This window comes from Neorhizobium phenanthreniclasticum, from assembly GCF_040066075.1.
Taxonomy (GTDB): Bacteria; Pseudomonadota; Alphaproteobacteria; order Rhizobiales; family Rhizobiaceae; genus Neorhizobium; species Neorhizobium petrolearium.
In genome coordinates, this window is sequence record NZ_JBEAAL010000020.1 from 94,665 (window position 1) to 109,263 (window position 14,599).

17 protein-coding genes are annotated in these 14,599 nt (G+C 60.3%); 13 read left to right on the forward strand and 4 right to left on the reverse strand.

Going from position 1 to position 14,599, the window contains the following annotated elements:
* Positions 1 to 46: 46 nt before the first annotated feature.
* The 8 genes from ABK249_RS23085 to ABK249_RS23120 all read left to right on the forward strand — a co-directional run bounded on the left by ABK249_RS23085 (position 47) and on the right by ABK249_RS23120 (position 7,026).
* A complete protein-coding gene (locus ABK249_RS23085) occupies positions 47 to 844 on the forward strand; it encodes an alpha/beta fold hydrolase (protein ID WP_037155349.1) in 798 nt (265 codons plus the stop codon).
* Between the two features lie 93 nt (positions 845 to 937).
* Entirely contained in the window at positions 938 to 1,762 is an 825-nt protein-coding gene (gene cysE, locus ABK249_RS23090) for a serine O-acetyltransferase (protein ID WP_037154922.1), read from the forward strand.
* Positions 1,763 to 1,881: 119 nt separating this feature from the next.
* A complete protein-coding gene (locus ABK249_RS23095; RefSeq protein WP_037154925.1) occupies positions 1,882 to 2,085 on the forward strand; it encodes a DUF3126 family protein in 204 nt (67 codons plus the stop codon).
* 277 nt (positions 2,086 to 2,362) lie between these two features.
* Positions 2,363 to 2,713, forward strand: a complete 351-nt coding sequence (locus tag ABK249_RS23100) for a phasin family protein (RefSeq protein WP_037154928.1) — start codon at positions 2,363 to 2,365, stop codon at positions 2,711 to 2,713.
* Between the two features lie 255 nt (positions 2,714 to 2,968).
* Positions 2,969 to 3,322 (forward strand): ATP-dependent Clp protease adapter ClpS, encoded by a 354-nt coding sequence (clpS, locus tag ABK249_RS23105; RefSeq protein ID WP_210055531.1) that lies wholly within the window; start codon positions 2,969 to 2,971, stop codon positions 3,320 to 3,322.
* 10 nt (positions 3,323 to 3,332) lie between these two features.
* Positions 3,333 to 5,861, forward strand: a complete 2,529-nt coding sequence (gene clpA / locus ABK249_RS23110) for an ATP-dependent Clp protease ATP-binding subunit ClpA (protein WP_037154931.1) — start codon at positions 3,333 to 3,335, stop codon at positions 5,859 to 5,861.
* Between the two features lie 83 nt (positions 5,862 to 5,944).
* Entirely contained in the window at positions 5,945 to 6,691 is a 747-nt protein-coding gene (locus ABK249_RS23115) for an AzlC family ABC transporter permease (RefSeq protein ID WP_348864182.1), read from the forward strand.
* Positions 6,688 to 7,026, forward strand: a complete 339-nt coding sequence (locus tag ABK249_RS23120) for an AzlD domain-containing protein (protein WP_348864183.1) — start codon at positions 6,688 to 6,690, stop codon at positions 7,024 to 7,026. Before ABK249_RS23115 ends, ABK249_RS23120 begins: the two co-directional genes overlap by 4 nt.
* On the opposite strand, the gene ABK249_RS23125 is transcribed toward ABK249_RS23120, so the two are convergent.
* The 4 genes from ABK249_RS23125 to ABK249_RS23140 are packed head-to-tail and all read right to left on the reverse strand — an operon-like array spanning position 7,023 to position 9,887.
* Positions 7,023 to 7,454 carry an HIT family protein gene (locus ABK249_RS23125; RefSeq protein WP_348864184.1) on the reverse strand — a complete coding sequence of 144 codons (432 nt, stop codon included), beginning with the start codon at positions 7,452 to 7,454 and terminating at the stop codon, positions 7,023 to 7,025. The genes ABK249_RS23120 and ABK249_RS23125 overlap by 4 nt on opposite strands.
* Before the next feature lie 27 nt (positions 7,455 to 7,481).
* Positions 7,482 to 8,675 (reverse strand): GNAT family N-acetyltransferase, encoded by a 1,194-nt coding sequence (locus tag ABK249_RS23130; RefSeq protein ID WP_348864185.1) that lies wholly within the window; start codon positions 8,673 to 8,675, stop codon positions 7,482 to 7,484.
* 7 nt (positions 8,676 to 8,682) lie between these two features.
* Entirely contained in the window at positions 8,683 to 9,420 is a 738-nt protein-coding gene (locus ABK249_RS23135; protein ID WP_227702729.1) for a glycerophosphodiester phosphodiesterase, read from the reverse strand.
* The gene (locus ABK249_RS23140) at positions 9,417 to 9,887 is read right to left on the reverse strand and encodes a RidA family protein (RefSeq protein ID WP_348864187.1); all 471 of its coding nucleotides are present in this window, start codon (positions 9,885 to 9,887) and stop codon (positions 9,417 to 9,419) included. The genes ABK249_RS23135 and ABK249_RS23140 overlap by 4 nt, the downstream gene beginning before the upstream one ends.
* Before the next feature lie 109 nt (positions 9,888 to 9,996).
* Between ABK249_RS23140 and ABK249_RS23145 the strand changes: the two genes are divergently transcribed.
* The 5 genes from ABK249_RS23145 (at position 9,997) to pyrH (ending at position 14,569) form a co-directional block, all read left to right on the forward strand.
* Positions 9,997 to 10,830 (forward strand): cell envelope integrity EipB family protein, encoded by an 834-nt coding sequence (locus tag ABK249_RS23145; RefSeq protein WP_415926473.1) that lies wholly within the window; start codon positions 9,997 to 9,999, stop codon positions 10,828 to 10,830.
* A gap of 145 nt (positions 10,831 to 10,975) precedes the next feature.
* On the forward strand, positions 10,976 to 11,653 hold the full coding sequence (locus tag ABK249_RS23150) for a pentapeptide repeat-containing protein (protein WP_227702731.1): 678 nt from the start codon (positions 10,976 to 10,978) through the stop codon (positions 11,651 to 11,653).
* Positions 11,654 to 11,867: 214 nt separating this feature from the next.
* Positions 11,868 to 12,635, forward strand: a complete 768-nt coding sequence (rpsB, locus tag ABK249_RS23155; protein ID WP_037154952.1) for a 30S ribosomal protein S2 — start codon at positions 11,868 to 11,870, stop codon at positions 12,633 to 12,635.
* 168 nt (positions 12,636 to 12,803) lie between these two features.
* Positions 12,804 to 13,730: a translation elongation factor Ts gene (gene tsf, locus ABK249_RS23160; RefSeq protein ID WP_348864188.1), complete on the forward strand. Its 927-nt coding sequence runs from the start codon at positions 12,804 to 12,806 to the stop codon at positions 13,728 to 13,730.
* 116 nt (positions 13,731 to 13,846) lie between these two features.
* Entirely contained in the window at positions 13,847 to 14,569 is a 723-nt protein-coding gene (gene pyrH / locus ABK249_RS23165; RefSeq protein WP_227702732.1) for a UMP kinase, read from the forward strand.
* Positions 14,570 to 14,599 lie beyond the last annotated feature (30 nt).

Sequence of the window (14,599 nt, forward strand, 5' to 3'; positions counted from 1 at the left end):
GGATCACCTATGGTCCGATAAAAAAGATGCCGCCAAAGGTCGACTGATGAATCTCAATGCTCCCGCCTTCTCTTCATTTTCCCACGATGGTCTGAAGCTTGCTTATTTTGACGAAGGCGATCCTTCCGGCGATCCGGTGTTGCTGATCCACGGCTTTGCCTCGAGTGCGCTCGTCAACTGGGTCCATCCGGGCTGGCTGAAAACGCTGGGCGATGCGGGCTACCGGGTGATCGCGATCGACAATCGCGGCCATGGCGCAAGCGACAAGCCGCTTGATCCGGAGGCCTACCGGCCCTGGGTAATGGCTGAGGATTCGATCGCTCTCCTCGATCATTTGCGCATTCCGGAAGCGCATCTCTTCGGTTATTCCATGGGCGCCCGCATCTCGGTTTTTGCGGCTCTTGCTCATCCTCACCGCGTGCGCTCGCTGGTGCTCGGCGGCCTCGGGATCGGCATGACGGACGGGGTAGGGGATTGGGATCCGATCGCCGACGCGCTGCTTGCGCCGTCCGTCGAGGATGTCACTCATGCGCGCGGAAAGACGTTCCGCGCCTTTGCCGACCAGACGAAGAGCGACAGAGAGGCGCTTGCGGCCTGTATTCGCGGCTCGCGCGATCTTGTTTCCCGCGCCGATATGGGCCGCATCGAGGCGCCGACGCTGATCGGGGTGGGGACGAAGGACGATATCGCCGGCTCACCGCAGGAACTCGCGGCGTTGATGCCGCATGCGATCGCGCTCGATATCCCGGGCCGCGATCATATGCTGGCCGTCGGCGACCGGGTATTCAGGAAGGCGGTTCTGGATTTTTATGCAGAGCTTTCGGCAAGAGAACAGGTTCTCTGATCATAACGATCAACGGAATGCGATTTGCGAGCCGTTGGTCTTCCCGTAAACTTGTTTTATATAAGCTCTCTCACGGCAAACGAGGAGACGGCCATGGGCGCAAGAAATGAAGTCCGCCAGAAGGAGCCGGTCACGTCGGTGGATCCCATCTGGGATACGTTGCGTGAGGAAGCCCATGCGGCAATCCAGCAGGATCCGCTGCTTGCCGCTTTTCTCTATTCCACGGTGCTGAACCATCGGTCGCTTGAAGAATGCGTCGTGCATCGCATCTGCGAACGTCTCGACCATCCCGACCTCCAGGCTGTGCTCCTGCGCCAGACCTTCATGGAAATGCTGGATGATTGGCCGGAATGGGGCGCGATCCTGCGCGTCGACATCCAGGCTGTCTACGACCGCGATCCCGCCTGCCTGCGTTTCCTGGAGCCTGTGCTTTATTTCAAGGGTTTCCATGCGATCCAGACGCACCGGCTGGCGCATTGGCTGCTCAATCGCGGCCGCCGCGACTTCGCGCTTTATCTGCAGAGCAGGTCTTCCAGTGTCTTTCAGACGGATATCAATCCGGCTGCCCGGATCGGCAAGGGCATTTTCCTCGACCACGCCACCGGCCTTGTCGTCGGGGAGACGGCGGTGATCGGCGACAATGTCTCGATCCTCCACGGCGTGACGCTCGGCGGCACCGGCAAGGAAGGCGCCGACCGGCATCCGAAGATCGGCCATGGCGTGCTGATCGGCGCCGGGGCGAAGATCCTCGGCAATATCGAGGTCGGCTCCTGCTCGCGCGTTGCCGCCGGCTCAGTCGTCCTGAAGCCTGTTCCGCCGAAATCGACCGTCGCTGGCGTGCCGGCCAAAGTGGTCGGAGAAGCAGGGTGTTCCGAGCCGGCCCGGCTGATGGATCAGCTCCTGGGTTCGGACATCTGAGCTTTCCTGCCGCACTTTCATCATAGGAAAGAGCGGCAGGGTCGCATTCTGGCGGCTTTACTTTCGCCTTTGTCCCGTGCCAAAAGCGCCCCAACTTGGAACCGCTGACGGAGAGAAGTGTGAAACCGGACGAAATCAAGAAGCTCGATGCCTATTTCAAGCGCGTGCTCAATCCGCAGATCGTCGTAAAGGCGCGTCCGCGCAAGAATGATTCCGCAGAGGTCTATATCGGCGACGAATTCCTGGGCGTCATCTATGTCGACGATGAGGACGGTGACCGCTCGTACAACTTTTCGATGGCCATCCTCGACGTCGACCTGTGATCGCCGGAAATCTTGAAAATCTCGAAGGCGGGCCTTGCGCCCGCTTTTCGATTGCGGCTCTTTGCCACTGTCGTTAAAAGAAAATAAAAGCCCGACCATTCCGCAGTGGTTGTGGCAAGCTGATATATCATCGCGAAATCATTGCGCTGAATCGATCTCTGCATTTGCATATATGGCGATGCAACCAAGGATAGTTTTGCGCTGCACAAATCATCCTTGACTTTTGTCGGCCGCCCTTCTTTTATCAGCGCATCCGAATAGAACAGGGGACCGTGCTATGTTCAACTTCGATGAAGCCAGCAAGAAGAGCAAGGAAGCGATGGATGGAATGCTGAAGGGTTATTCCGAAGCCGCCAAGGGTTTTCAGGCGATTGCCACGGAAGCCAGCGAATATTCCAAGAAGTCGTTCCAGGACATGACGGCTTTCATGGAGGCGTTTGCTGCAGCCCGCAGCATCGACGCCGCCTATGACCTTCAGACCAAATACGCAAAGTCAGCCTATGAAGGCTTCATCGCCGAGGCGGCCAAGATGGGCGATATGTACGCCGATCTCGCGAAGTCGGCCTACAAGCCCTACGAGGCGCCCATTGCCAAGTCGACAGCCGTAAAGACCGCAAACGCCGCGTGAGGACAATACGGCCTTTCGAGGCGACACCTTCCAACCGAAGGCCGGCGGCATTCAATGCCGCCGGCCTTTTTGATTCAGGCCAAGGCGGAAAACCTCAATTTTCCGCATCTTCGACGATCTCTCTAGCGGAATAGTGATTGCGCGGGCGCACAGGGGGCTTAAAATCGGCTTTCAATGAACTAAGTTAGGAAGTCTGAAGTCTGGTCGATCGGCCATTCGCTGAACCATCGCCGGACGACTGGGGAATGAATGAAGATGATCGCACTGCCGATCTTGATGCAACGCGAAAAGGGTGGCGACGGAGACAACGCGGGCCGCGGAACCTCGGTCATCACCCGTACGAAACCAAAGACCAAGCGGCCCAATCTCTACCGCGTACTCCTGTTGAATGACGACTATACCCCGATGGAATTCGTCATCCACATTCTGGAGCGTTTCTTCCAGAAGGACCGGGAGGCTGCGACACGCATCATGCTCCATGTCCACAACCACGGCGTGGGCGAGTGCGGAATATATACTTACGAAGTAGCGGAAACCAAAGTGTCCCAGGTCATGGACTTCGCCCGGCAACACCAGCATCCGCTGCAATGTGTCATGGAAAAGAAGTGAGGAACCCGACGTGCCAACATTTTCGCCTAGTCTTGAAAAGGCGCTGCATCAGGCACTGACCTTCGCGAACGAGCGGCATCACGAATATGCCACGCTCGAGCACCTGCTTCTGGCGTTGATCGACGACGCCGATGCAGCGGCGGTCATGGGCGCTTGTAACGTCAATTTGGAAGCCCTGCGCAAGACCGTCACGGATTATGTCGATAACGAGCTTGCCAACCTCGTCACCGGATACGACGAGGATTCGAAGCCGACTTCCGGCTTTCAGCGCGTCATCCAGCGCGCGGTGATCCACGTGCAGTCGTCCGGCCGCGAGGAAGTGACCGGAGCCAACGTTCTCGTCGCGATCTTCGCGGAACGGGAAAGCCATGCGGCCTTCTTCCTGCAGGAGCAGGAAATGACCCGTTACGACGCGGTCAACTACATCTCCCACGGCATCGGAAAGCGTCCGGGCTCCTCCCAGGCCCGTCCGCCGCGCGGCGCCGAAGAGCCGGATTCCGACGCCAAGCCCTCGTCCCGCGAACAGGAGGAGGGCTCGGCAAAGAAGCCGCAGGATGCGCTGAAGGCCTATTGTGTCAACCTCAATGAAAAGGCGCGTGACGGCCGCATCGATCCGCTGATCGGCCGCAATGCCGAGGTCAACCGCACGATCCAGGTGCTGTGCCGGCGCTCCAAGAACAACCCGCTTTACGTGGGTGACCCCGGCGTCGGCAAGACGGCGATCGCCGAAGGTCTCGCCAAGCGCATCGTCGAAGGCAAAGTGCCGGAGGCGCTCGCCGACGCGACGATCTTCTCGCTGGACATGGGCACGCTGCTCGCCGGCACGCGTTATCGCGGTGATTTCGAGGAGCGCCTGAAGCAGGTCGTCAAGGAGCTTGAGGAATACCCGGGTGCGGTTCTTTTCATCGACGAGATCCACACCGTGATCGGCGCCGGCGCCACGTCCGGCGGTGCGATGGATGCCTCGAACCTGCTGAAGCCGGCTCTGTCGTCGGGCGCGATCCGCTGCATCGGCTCGACCACTTACAAGGAGTACCGCCAGTTCTTCGAAAAGGACCGGGCACTGGTCCGCCGCTTCCAGAAGATCGACGTCAATGAACCGTCGATCGATGATGCGATCGAGATCATGAAGGGCCTGAAACCCTATTTCGAGGACTATCACAAGCTTCGCTATACCAACGAGGCGATCAAGTCCGCCGTCGAACTGTCGGCACGCTACATCTCCGACCGCAAGCTGCCGGACAAGGCGATCGACGTGATCGACGAGACCGGTGCGGCGCAGATGCTGCTGCCGGCCTCCAAGCGGCGCAAGCTGATCACCGAGAAGGAGATCGAAGCGACGATCGCCACCATGGCCCGTATCCCGCCGAAAACCGTTTCCAAGGATGACGAGATGGTTCTCGCCAACCTGGAAAAGGAGTTGCGTTCGGTGGTCTATGGGCAGGACAACGCAATCGAGGCTCTGTCGACGTCCATCAAGCTCGCCCGGGCGGGCCTGCGTGAACCGAACAAGCCGATCGGCTGCTATGTTTTCTCCGGCCCGACCGGTGTGGGCAAGACGGAAGTCGCCAAGCAGCTTGCCGCTTCGCTCGGCGTGGAACTCCTGCGTTTCGACATGTCGGAATATATGGAACGCCACACGGTCTCGCGGCTGCTCGGTGCGCCTCCCGGCTATGTGGGCTTCGATCAGGGTGGTTTGCTGACCGACAGTGTCGACCAGCATCCGCACAGCGTGGTCCTGCTCGACGAGATCGAGAAGGCGCATCCGGATATCTACAATATCCTGCTGCAGGTCATGGATCATGGCTCGCTGACCGACCACAACGGCAAGAAGATCGACTTCCGCAACGTCATCCTGATCATGACGACCAATGCGGGCGCATCGGAAATGGCCAAGGCCGCGATCGGCTTCGGCTCGTCCAAGCGTACCGGCGAGGATGAGGAGGCACTGAACCGCCTGTTCACGCCGGAATTCCGCAACCGCCTCGATGCGGTGATCCCGTTCGCCTCGCTGCCGACGGAGGTCATCCATCAGGTCGTGCAGAAGTTCGTCATGCAGCTCGAGACGCAGCTTTCGGAGCGCAACGTCACCTTCGATCTGCATGAGGATGCGGTCGCCTGGCTGGCCGACAAGGGTTACGACGAGAGGATGGGCGCCCGCCCGCTCTCGCGCGTCATCCAGGAGCATATCAAGAAGCCGCTCGCGAACGAAATCCTGTTCGGCAAGCTGCGCAAGGGCGGCGTGGTTCGCGTCACCGTTGGCAAGGACGAGGATGGCAAGGACAAGCTGGTCCTCGATGCCATCCCCGAAGCGACGCCCGTGAAGCCGAAGCCGGAAGCCGAGGTGGAAGAGGCGACCGAAGAAGCCGAAGCCAGGGCGTCCAAGCCGAAGGCCTCGAAGAAGTCCTCGCCCAAGGGCAAGGACGGTTCGGCCAAAGCGCGGGCCATGGCCGAAGCGGATGTGATTGCTTCGGAAGAGGCGCCGAGAACACCGCCGCGCAAGGGCAGCATCGTACCGCGTGTGCCGAAGAGTAAGTAAAACTTTTAGATGGAACACTTGCGATGCCGGGCCTGTCCCGGCATCGTCGTTTTATGACTCGCCTTTTCCCCGCCGGAAGCCCGATGTCCCCAGAGAGTGACCGTAGCGCCCTGTCCTGGTTCTTCACCGGCATGCGGGGCATGATTTCCCTGTCGGCATTGATCCTCATGACCTCCATTGTCGGGTTCAGCGCCTTCGCGCTCGAATCCGGGCTGACCCGGGCGGAGGCGGTGTTCATGTCCTTCGCGATCTGGGCGCTTCCGGCCCAGGTGATCCTGGTCGGCACCATGGCGAGCGGCGCCAATATCGCTGCTTGCTTCCTGGCGGTGACGCTTTCCTCCATCCGCATGACGCCGATGGTCGCCTCGGTCATTCCGGAAATACGGACACGCCGCACGCCGACATGGGCACTGTTGATCCTCTCGCATTTCATCGCCATCACATCCTGGGTTTTTGCGATCACCACGCTGCGCAACGTGCCGCGCGAATATAGGGCGATCTATTTCGCCGGTTTCGGCGTCACGCTTACGACATGCGGCACGCTGGTCGTGGCGACCTTCTACGGTATCGCATCGAGCTTTCCGCCGGTCGTCGCTGGCGTGCTCTTCTTCCTGACGCCAGTCTATTTCAACGCGTCGATCTGGGCGAGCGCCCGCCAGCCGGTTGTGAAGCTTGCTTTTGTCATGGGCGTTGTGCTCGGCCCGCTCCTGGCGCTGGTGACGCCGGAATTCGACGTGCTTTATGCCGGCATCGGCGGCGGCACGATCGCCTATCTCATCGACAGGATCCGCCGGAAGAAGAAGCGCCGCGGCGCAGGAGGCATGCGATGATCGAGGACTATTGGACCTTCATCGTCATCGCGGTCGCCGGATTCCTGGCGACCGACATCTGGCGCTGGCTGGGTGTCGTGGCAGGCAATCGGCTGAACGAGGAATCCGAGGCGCTTTATTGGGTGAGGGCGGTGGCGACCGCGCTGGTCATGGCCGTCACCGCAAAGCTGATCGTCTTCCCGAACGGCATGCTCGCCGACACGCCGCTCTGGCTGCGGCTGGGTGCGGCCGGCATCGGCTTTGCCATCTTCCTGGTCACCGGCCGCAAGGTCGCAGTCGGCGTCGCCGTGCCGATGGGGCTGCTGATCGCCGGCCTCTGGTGGATCGGGGTTTAGTTTCCCAATACGCCGATGATCTTTTCGGCATTGGCGGCAAGTACGTTACCGTCTTCCATTTGCCCCGAATGAGGCTTGAGCGGCAGCCCTTCGTAGCGCGGGATGACGTGGAAATGCAGGTGATAGACGGTTTGGCCCGAAGCCGGCTCGTTGAACTGGATGACGGTGATGCCGTCCGCTTCGAAGGCTTCCTTGGCAGCCCTGGCGAGTTTCTGCACGACCGGCATCAGTTTGGAGAGAACCGCAGGATCGGCATCGAGAATGTTGCGCGACGGCACCTTGGGAATGACGAGAAGGTGGCCGGGGGATTGCGGCATCACATCCATGAAGGCGAGCGTATCGTCATCCTCGTAAATCCGGTGGCAGGGAATTTCGCCGCGCAGGATTTTGCCGAAGATGTTGTTGGGATCGTAAGCCTGGCCGCTCATCGTTATGTCCTCTCCTTGAATTTCTGATCAGTCTTCCTGCTGGCGCTCGCCCTTGCGGAAGGGCGCATGCTCGGAAAGATATTCGTTCATATATTCCACTTCTTCCCGTTCGCGCTCCAGATAATCGGCGACCGCGCGGCGCAGCCCAGGATGGGCGATATAGTGCATGGAATGGGTGGTGACAGGCATATAGCCGCGCGCCAGCTTGTGTTCCCCTTGCGCACCCGCTTCGACGCGCTTGAGCCCCTTGGCGAGTGCGAAGTCGATCGCCTGATGGTAGCAGACCTCGAAATGCAGGAAGGGATGGTCTTCGATACAGCCCCAGTGGCGGCCGAAGAGCGTATCTCCGCCGATGAAATTGATCGCTCCGGCGATGTATTTTCCCCCGCGCTTCGCCATGACCAGCAGGATGTCTTCCGCCATGCGCTCGCCGACCAGCGAATAGAATGTGCGGGTGAGGTAAGGGCGGCCCCATTTGCGGCTGCCGGTATCCATATAGAAATCGAAGAACTGGTCCCAGATATCCTCTGTGAGATCGCTTCCGGTCAGCCAGTCGATGGTGATGCCGTTCTCGACCGCCGCACGCCGTTCCTTCTTCAAAGCCTTGCGCTTGCGCGATGCCAGCGTTTCCAGGAACGCGTCGTGGTTTGCATAGCCGTCATTGATGAAGTGGAACTGTTTGTCAGTGCGGTGCAGGTAGTCGGTCTCTTCGAATGCGGCGAGCTGGTCTTCGGCGATGAAAGTCACATGCGCGGAAGATATCCCGAGCTGGCGCGTCACCTCCTGGAGACCTGCGGCCAGCGCCAGCTCCGTAGAAGCCTTGTCGTAGCCGGAGGCGGCGAGGAGCCGCGGCCCGGCCGCGGGGGTGAACGGCACGGAACATTGCAGCTTCGGATAATAACGTCCGCCGGCGCGCTCGAAGGCGTCGGCCCAGCCGTGATCGAATACATATTCGCCCTGGCTGTGGCTCTTGAGATAGCCGGGAACCGCGCCGATCAACGTGCCTTGTTCGTTCTCCAGCAGGAGATGGTGCCCGAGCCAGCCGGTCTTGGCAGTAGCCGAGCCGGATTCCTCCAGCGACGAGAGGAAGGCATGGGAAAGGAAGGGATTGTAAGGCACCTCGGCGGACGAAGCCCTGGAGGTGCCCAAAAGGCGCGACCAGCTCGTCTGGCTGATCGCGCAGAAGGATTTTTCGATGCGGATCGTGAGATTGCCGGTCATGCTCTCTTTACTGGGAGGGGGAGGAAGCCTCCCGTGGATCGAAACCTTCGAAGGTCATCTGGTCCGCATATTTATAGGTATGTTCGACACCGTTTGCATCCCTTACCGTCCAGGTAATGACCGGAATTCCGGCCGCTCTCTGAGCTGTGATGAAACTGTTCGGCAGGTGGGGGTAGTGATAGGAGATGAAATCGAGGCCAAGTTGCATGGCCTCGTCATGCCGGAAGAATTCCTCCGGCTTGTCGCCCATGGCGGTGAGGCCGAGCGGGTAGGGCGAGCCGGCCCTCTTCAGGTCGCGCAGGATATGATGGTCGAAGCTCATCAGCGCCACCTGACCCTGGTAGCCTTCGAGCACTTCGAGCACCGTCTCGGCAAAGCCGTCGTCCTCGCCTTCGCCTGTCCGCCCCTTGATCTCGATGACGAGCGGTACCTTGCCGGCGACAAGATCGAGCATCTGCTTCAGCGTCGGCACCTTGTCCTTCGTGCCTCCGACGGCAAGCAGCCCGAGTTCGGCCACGGTCTTTTCGCGCACGTCGCCCTTGATGCCGCAGAGCCTTTCGAGGTCATGGTCGTGGAAGATCACCGGCACGCTGTCGGCGGCGAGCTGCACGTCGCATTCGATCGCAAAACCGGCCTCCACGGCGCGGGCGAAGGCGGAGAGCGTGTTCTCCCACACCTGATGATTCATGTCGTGATAGCCTCGATGGGCGACGGGAAGATCCTTGATCCAGGCAGCAGAGGTCATGCTTCGATCTCGATGATGGCGTCGACTTCGACGGCGGCGTTGAGCGGGAGGGCAGCCATGCCGACGGCGGCACGCGCATGCTTGCTGGCATCTCCGAGCACATTGGCGAGGAGGTTGGATGCTCCGTTCATGACGATGTGCTGCTCGGTGAAATCCGGCGCGGAGGCGATGAAGCCGTTGAGCTTCAGCACGCGGCGAATCCTGCCGAGATCCCCGCCGAGCGCGGCTTTCGCCTGGGCGAGAATGTTGATGGCGCAAAGCTCGGCAGCGCGCTGAGCCGCAGGCACATCCACGTCGCGCCCGACCAGTCCGGTCACGGCAACCTTGCCCCCTTCGATGGGCAATTGGCCGGAAAGATAAAGCGTATTGCCGCTGATCGTATAGGGCACGTAGTTGGCGGCGGGGGCTGCCGCAACGGGGAGGGTAATCCCTAGCTCCTTCAATCGGCCGTCAATGGCTTCGGTCATTTTCAACTCCCGTTTGTTGTAAATTCTTCAAAAATCCTGCATCAAAGCCATAGCTTGGCCGGATGGCGTTCTTATAACACCCCGGACTGAGTCCAACAGGAGAATGTGCATGCTGCGAATGAGCCTCGGTGTGATCCTTGCCGGCGGTGCGAGCCTCATGGCAGCCACCTCCGCGGATGCAAATACCGACAGCGCCGCGCTGGCGCTTGTGCCGCATCGGGCCATTTACGATCTGAAGCTGAAGGATGCGTCCGAACGTTCCGGCATCGAAGGCATGTTCGGCCGCATGGTCTATGAGTTCACCGGTTCCGCCTGCACCGGCTTCTCCACAAATTTCCGGCTGGTCACCAGGATCGACACCGGCGAGGAAACGCGCCTCAGCGACCAGCAGACCACGACCTTCGAGGACATGTCCGCTCGACAGTTCCATTTCGAGACCAAATCCTTCACCGATGAGCAGCTCGATCGGCAGGTGAGCGGCGATGCGAGCGTTGCGGAAAAAGGCGTCAAGGTTGAGATCACCCAGCCGGACGGGCGCGAGATCGACCTGCCCGTCAGCGATTTCCCGACCGGCCATATGCTGGACGTCATCCGGAATGCCAAGCAAGGCAAGCATTTCTTCGAGGCACGGGTATTCGACGGTTCGGAAAACGGCGATCAGGCGCTGTTGACGACGACCGTGATCGGCAAGCCGCAAACCCCGCAAAAGGATGACGCCGATGCCGACAAGGCCGGCGAATTTTCCAGGACGCCCTTCTGGCCGGTGACGATCGCCTATTTCAACGAGGCCACGCAGGGCGATCCCATGCCGGTCTACAACATGTCGTTCAAGCTCTACGAGAACGGCATCACCCGCGACCTCACCATGGACTATGGCGACTTTGTACTCTCGGGAAGCTTGGTAAAGCTGGAAATGCTCGGTAAAACGGATTGCAAACCGTGATGTCTTGCTGCAGCGATTTGCGTGTTCCCAGGTGAAATTCGATCGTGGTCCCTGTATCATACGTAAACGGTTGAATGATCCTGATCGGTATGGGGGACAGGCTTTGGTAACTGCGCGCGAATTGGTCGTTTTGGCGGGAATCTTGTTGCTGCTGACTGCAGCGGGAGGGCTCGTGGCGAGCCCGGCGCAGGCCCAGGATTGTCGGACAAGTCCTTTCGCGGGTGTGGACTGGCATGGATGCGGCAAGAAGAACCTCATGTTGGACGGCAGCGATTTCGTCCAGGCAAATCTTGTCGATGTCGATTTCAGCTATACGGACCTGCGCAACTCCAATTTCGTTTCCGCCGATCTTACCAAGGCGACGCTCGTTCGGGCGGCGCTCGCCGGTGCGCGTGCCGACAGGGCGAATTTTCAAAGAGTGGAGGCCTATCGGGCGGGATTTCAGGACGTCCGTGCGAATGACGCATCCTTTATGGCTGCAGAATTGCAACGCGCCGATTTTTCCCGGGCTGAGCTGGAAAATGCCAATTTTCAGAAAGCCGATCTGAGTCGGGCCATTTTCGACAAGACCGTGCTCACCGGTGCGAACTTTTCCTATTCCAATCTGTCGCGTGCCGATCTGACGACAGCCGTTTTCGAGGGGGCGATCAATTTCGAGGACGCCTTCTTTTTTCTGACGCGGATAGAGGGCGTGGATCTTTCGGCGGCGATCGGTCTCGATCAGCATCAGGTGGACATAGCCTGCGGCAATGCCGCTACCAAACTGCCGGCCGGTTTGGTTACGCCCAAGAAATGGCCTTGCGCCGAAGCCGAGAAGGACTGAAGCGCGACAGGGGCGCCGCCTCACGGCGTTCCGCAAGGTCCAAGCTTTTTTCGCGATACCCTTGCATTTCCGGCAAATCGAATGTATGGCCAGCCGCATTCCACACGTAGGGCATGGGATCGTCCGGGAGAAATCCGGGCTTTTCCGCCGGTGGCATTCCCGAAGGGTTTGCTGATCGCCTTGCGGAGGTTCAACCGGAAAAGGAGAAAAAGGCATGGCATTGCCTGATTTCAGCATGCGCCAGCTTCTGGAAGCTGGTGTTCACTTCGGCCACCAGACCCACCGCTGGAACCCGAAGATGAAGCCGTACATCTTCGGCGATCGTAACAACATCCACATCATCGACCTCGCACAGACCGTGCCGATGCTGTCGCGCGCCCTGCAGGTCATCAGCGACACCGTCGCCCGTGGCGGCCGCGTTCTTTTCGTCGGCACCAAGCGCCAGGCTTCGGAACTGATCGCCGACAGCGCCAAGCGTTCGGCCCAGTATTACGTCAACTCCCGCTGGCTCGGCGGCATGATGACGAACTGGAAGACGATCTCGAACTCGATCCAGCGCCTGCGCAAGCTCGACGAGATACTGTCTTCGGAAGCATCGGGCTTCACCAAGAAGGAGCGCCTGAACCTCGAGCGCGAGCGCGAGAAGCTTGAAAAGGCTCTCGGCGGTATCCGCGACATGGGTGGCACGCCGGACCTGATGTTCATCATCGATACCAACAAGGAAAAGATTGCCATCGACGAAGCGAAGCGTCTGGGCATCCCGGTCGTCGCCATCATCGATTCGAACTGCGATCCGGACCTCATCGATTACCCGATCCCGGGCAATGACGATGCCTCGCGCGCCATCGCTCTTTATTGCGACCTGGTTGCCCGCGCTGCCATCGACGGTATTGCCCGTCAGCAGGGCGCTTCGGGCCGCGACGTCGGCGCTTCTGCCGAAGCCCCGATCGAGCCGGCGCTGGAAGGCGAAGCCGAAGCTTGATTTCTCATGGAGAGGCGGCGCTCAAGCCGCCTCTTTCCCCCGTCCCGGAATCGAGACCGGGCGGTGTGGATCGAAACATCACGCTGTCATACTCCGGGTATAATCGTCCCGAAATCCATGCGCCCGCCAACCCGGCTGGGCGCTAAATGAATCGACAAGAGGTAAACAATGGCCGAAATCACAGCCGCAATGGTCAAGGAACTGCGCGAAAAGACCGGCGCAGGCATGATGGACTGCAAGAAGGCGCTTGCTGAAACCAATGGCGACATGGAAGCGGCGATCGACTGGCTGCGCGCCAAGGGCATTGCCAAGGCCGACAAGAAGTCCGGCCGCACTGCAGCCGAAGGCTTGATCGGCATCGCCAGCGCTGGCACCAGGGCCGTCGCCGTCGAGATCAATTCCGAAACCGACTTCGTCGCCCGCAACGACGCCTTCCAGGGCCTCGTCCGAGGCGTTGCCGAAGTGGCGCTTTCGACCGACGGTTCCGTCGACGCGATCGGTGCTGCGACCTATCCGGCGTCCGGCAAGTCCGTTGCCGACACGATCAAGGACGCGGTTGCGACGATCGGCGAAAACATGAATCTTCGCCGCGCCGCGCTGCTCTCCGTCGAGGATGGCGTCGTTGCGACCTACATCCACAACGCGGTTGCCGACAGTCTCGGCAAGCTCGGCGTTCTCGTCGCGCTGAAGTCGACCGGTAACAAGGATGCGCTCGCCGCCATCGGCAAGCAGGTCGCGATGCACATCGCCGCAACCGCGCCGCTGGCCATCCGTGCCGAGGAAGTCGATCCGGCCGTTGCCGAGCGTGAACGCAACGTCTTCATCGAGCAGTCCCGTGCTTCCGGCAAGCCGGACAACATCATCGAGAAGATGGTCGAAGGCCGCATGCGCAAGTTCTTCGAGGAAGTCGCGCTTCTTTCGCAGGCTTTCGTCATCAATCCGGACCTGACCGTCGGCGCTGCCATCAAGGCTGCCGAGAAGGACGTCGGCGCCCCGATCGAAGTAACCGGCATGGCACGCTTGCTGCTCGGCGAAGGCGTCGAGAAGGAAGAAACGGATTTCGCGGCGGAAGTCGCCGCAGCCGCCAAGGGCTGATTAAGCTCTTTAGCAAAAGCCGACAAAACCGAAGGGCACCGGGTGACAAGCCGGTGCCCTTCGTGTATCCGCAAGCCGTTTCCCTCCGCAGGCAGTCTCGATTCCAAGGAGCCCCCATGTCGCCTCAGCCCCTCTACAAGCGTGTCTTGCTCAAGGCCTCCGGAGAAGCCCTGATGGGCAGCCAGGGCTTCGGGATCGACGTCAACGTCGCCGATAGGATCGCCTCCGATATCGCAGAAGCGCGCGCCATGGGCGTCGAGGTCGGTGTGGTGGTCGGCGGCGGCAACATTTTCCGCGGCGTGGCGGTGGCGTCCAAGGGCGGTGACCGGGTGACCGGCGACCACATGGGCATGCTCGGCACGGTGATCAACGCGCTTGCACTTGCCACCTCGCTTCGCAAGCTGAATGTCGACACTGTGGTACTTTCGGCGATCTCGATGCCGGAAATCTGCGAGAGCTTCACCCAGCTCCGCACGCTGCATCATCTGGGGCAGGGCAGGGTGGTGATCTTCGCCGGCGGCACGGGCAACCCCTTCTTCACGACCGATTCGGCTGCCGCGCTACGCGCCGCCGAGATCGGTGCCGAGGCGATCTTCAAGGGCACCCAGGTGGACGGCATCTATTCGGCCGACCCGAAGAAGGATCCGACCGCGACCCGTTTCGAGACGCTGACGCATGGCGAAGTGCTCGAAAAAGGGCTGGCTGTAATGGATGTAGCGGCGGTAGCGCTTGCTCGCGAGAATGCGATACCGATCATCGTGTTCTCGATTCATGAAAAGGGTGGCTTCGCCCAAATCTTGACCGGCGGCGGCCGCAAGACCATCGTAGCGGACAACTGAGCCGCAAGTTTTCAGGGCTGCCCAAATAAC

Coding starts and splice junctions, on each gene's coding strand:
- ABK249_RS23085 (WP_037155349.1), top strand. CDS start 47: ATGAATCTCAATGCTCCCGCCTTCTCTTCATTTTCCCACGATGGTCTG.
- cysE (WP_037154922.1), top strand. CDS start 938: ATGGGCGCAAGAAATGAAGTCCGCCAGAAGGAGCCGGTCACGTCGGTG.
- ABK249_RS23100 (WP_037154928.1), top strand. CDS start 2,363: ATGTTCAACTTCGATGAAGCCAGCAAGAAGAGCAAGGAAGCGATGGAT.
- clpS (WP_210055531.1), top strand. CDS start 2,969: ATGATCGCACTGCCGATCTTGATGCAACGCGAAAAGGGTGGCGACGGA.
- ABK249_RS23115 (WP_348864182.1), top strand. CDS start 5,945: ATGTCCCCAGAGAGTGACCGTAGCGCCCTGTCCTGGTTCTTCACCGGC.
- ABK249_RS23120 (WP_348864183.1), top strand. CDS start 6,688: ATGATCGAGGACTATTGGACCTTCATCGTCATCGCGGTCGCCGGATTC.
- ABK249_RS23125 (WP_348864184.1), bottom strand. CDS start 7,454: ATGAGCGGCCAGGCTTACGATCCCAACAACATCTTCGGCAAAATCCTG.
- ABK249_RS23130 (WP_348864185.1), bottom strand. CDS start 8,675: ATGACCGGCAATCTCACGATCCGCATCGAAAAATCCTTCTGCGCGATC.
- ABK249_RS23135 (WP_227702729.1), bottom strand. CDS start 9,420: ATGACCTCTGCTGCCTGGATCAAGGATCTTCCCGTCGCCCATCGAGGC.
- ABK249_RS23140 (WP_348864187.1), bottom strand. CDS start 9,887: ATGACCGAAGCCATTGACGGCCGATTGAAGGAGCTAGGGATTACCCTC.
- ABK249_RS23145 (WP_415926473.1), top strand. CDS start 9,997: ATGCTGCGAATGAGCCTCGGTGTGATCCTTGCCGGCGGTGCGAGCCTC.
- rpsB (WP_037154952.1), top strand. CDS start 11,868: ATGGCATTGCCTGATTTCAGCATGCGCCAGCTTCTGGAAGCTGGTGTT.
- tsf (WP_348864188.1), top strand. CDS start 12,804: ATGGCCGAAATCACAGCCGCAATGGTCAAGGAACTGCGCGAAAAGACC.
- pyrH (WP_227702732.1), top strand. CDS start 13,847: ATGTCGCCTCAGCCCCTCTACAAGCGTGTCTTGCTCAAGGCCTCCGGA.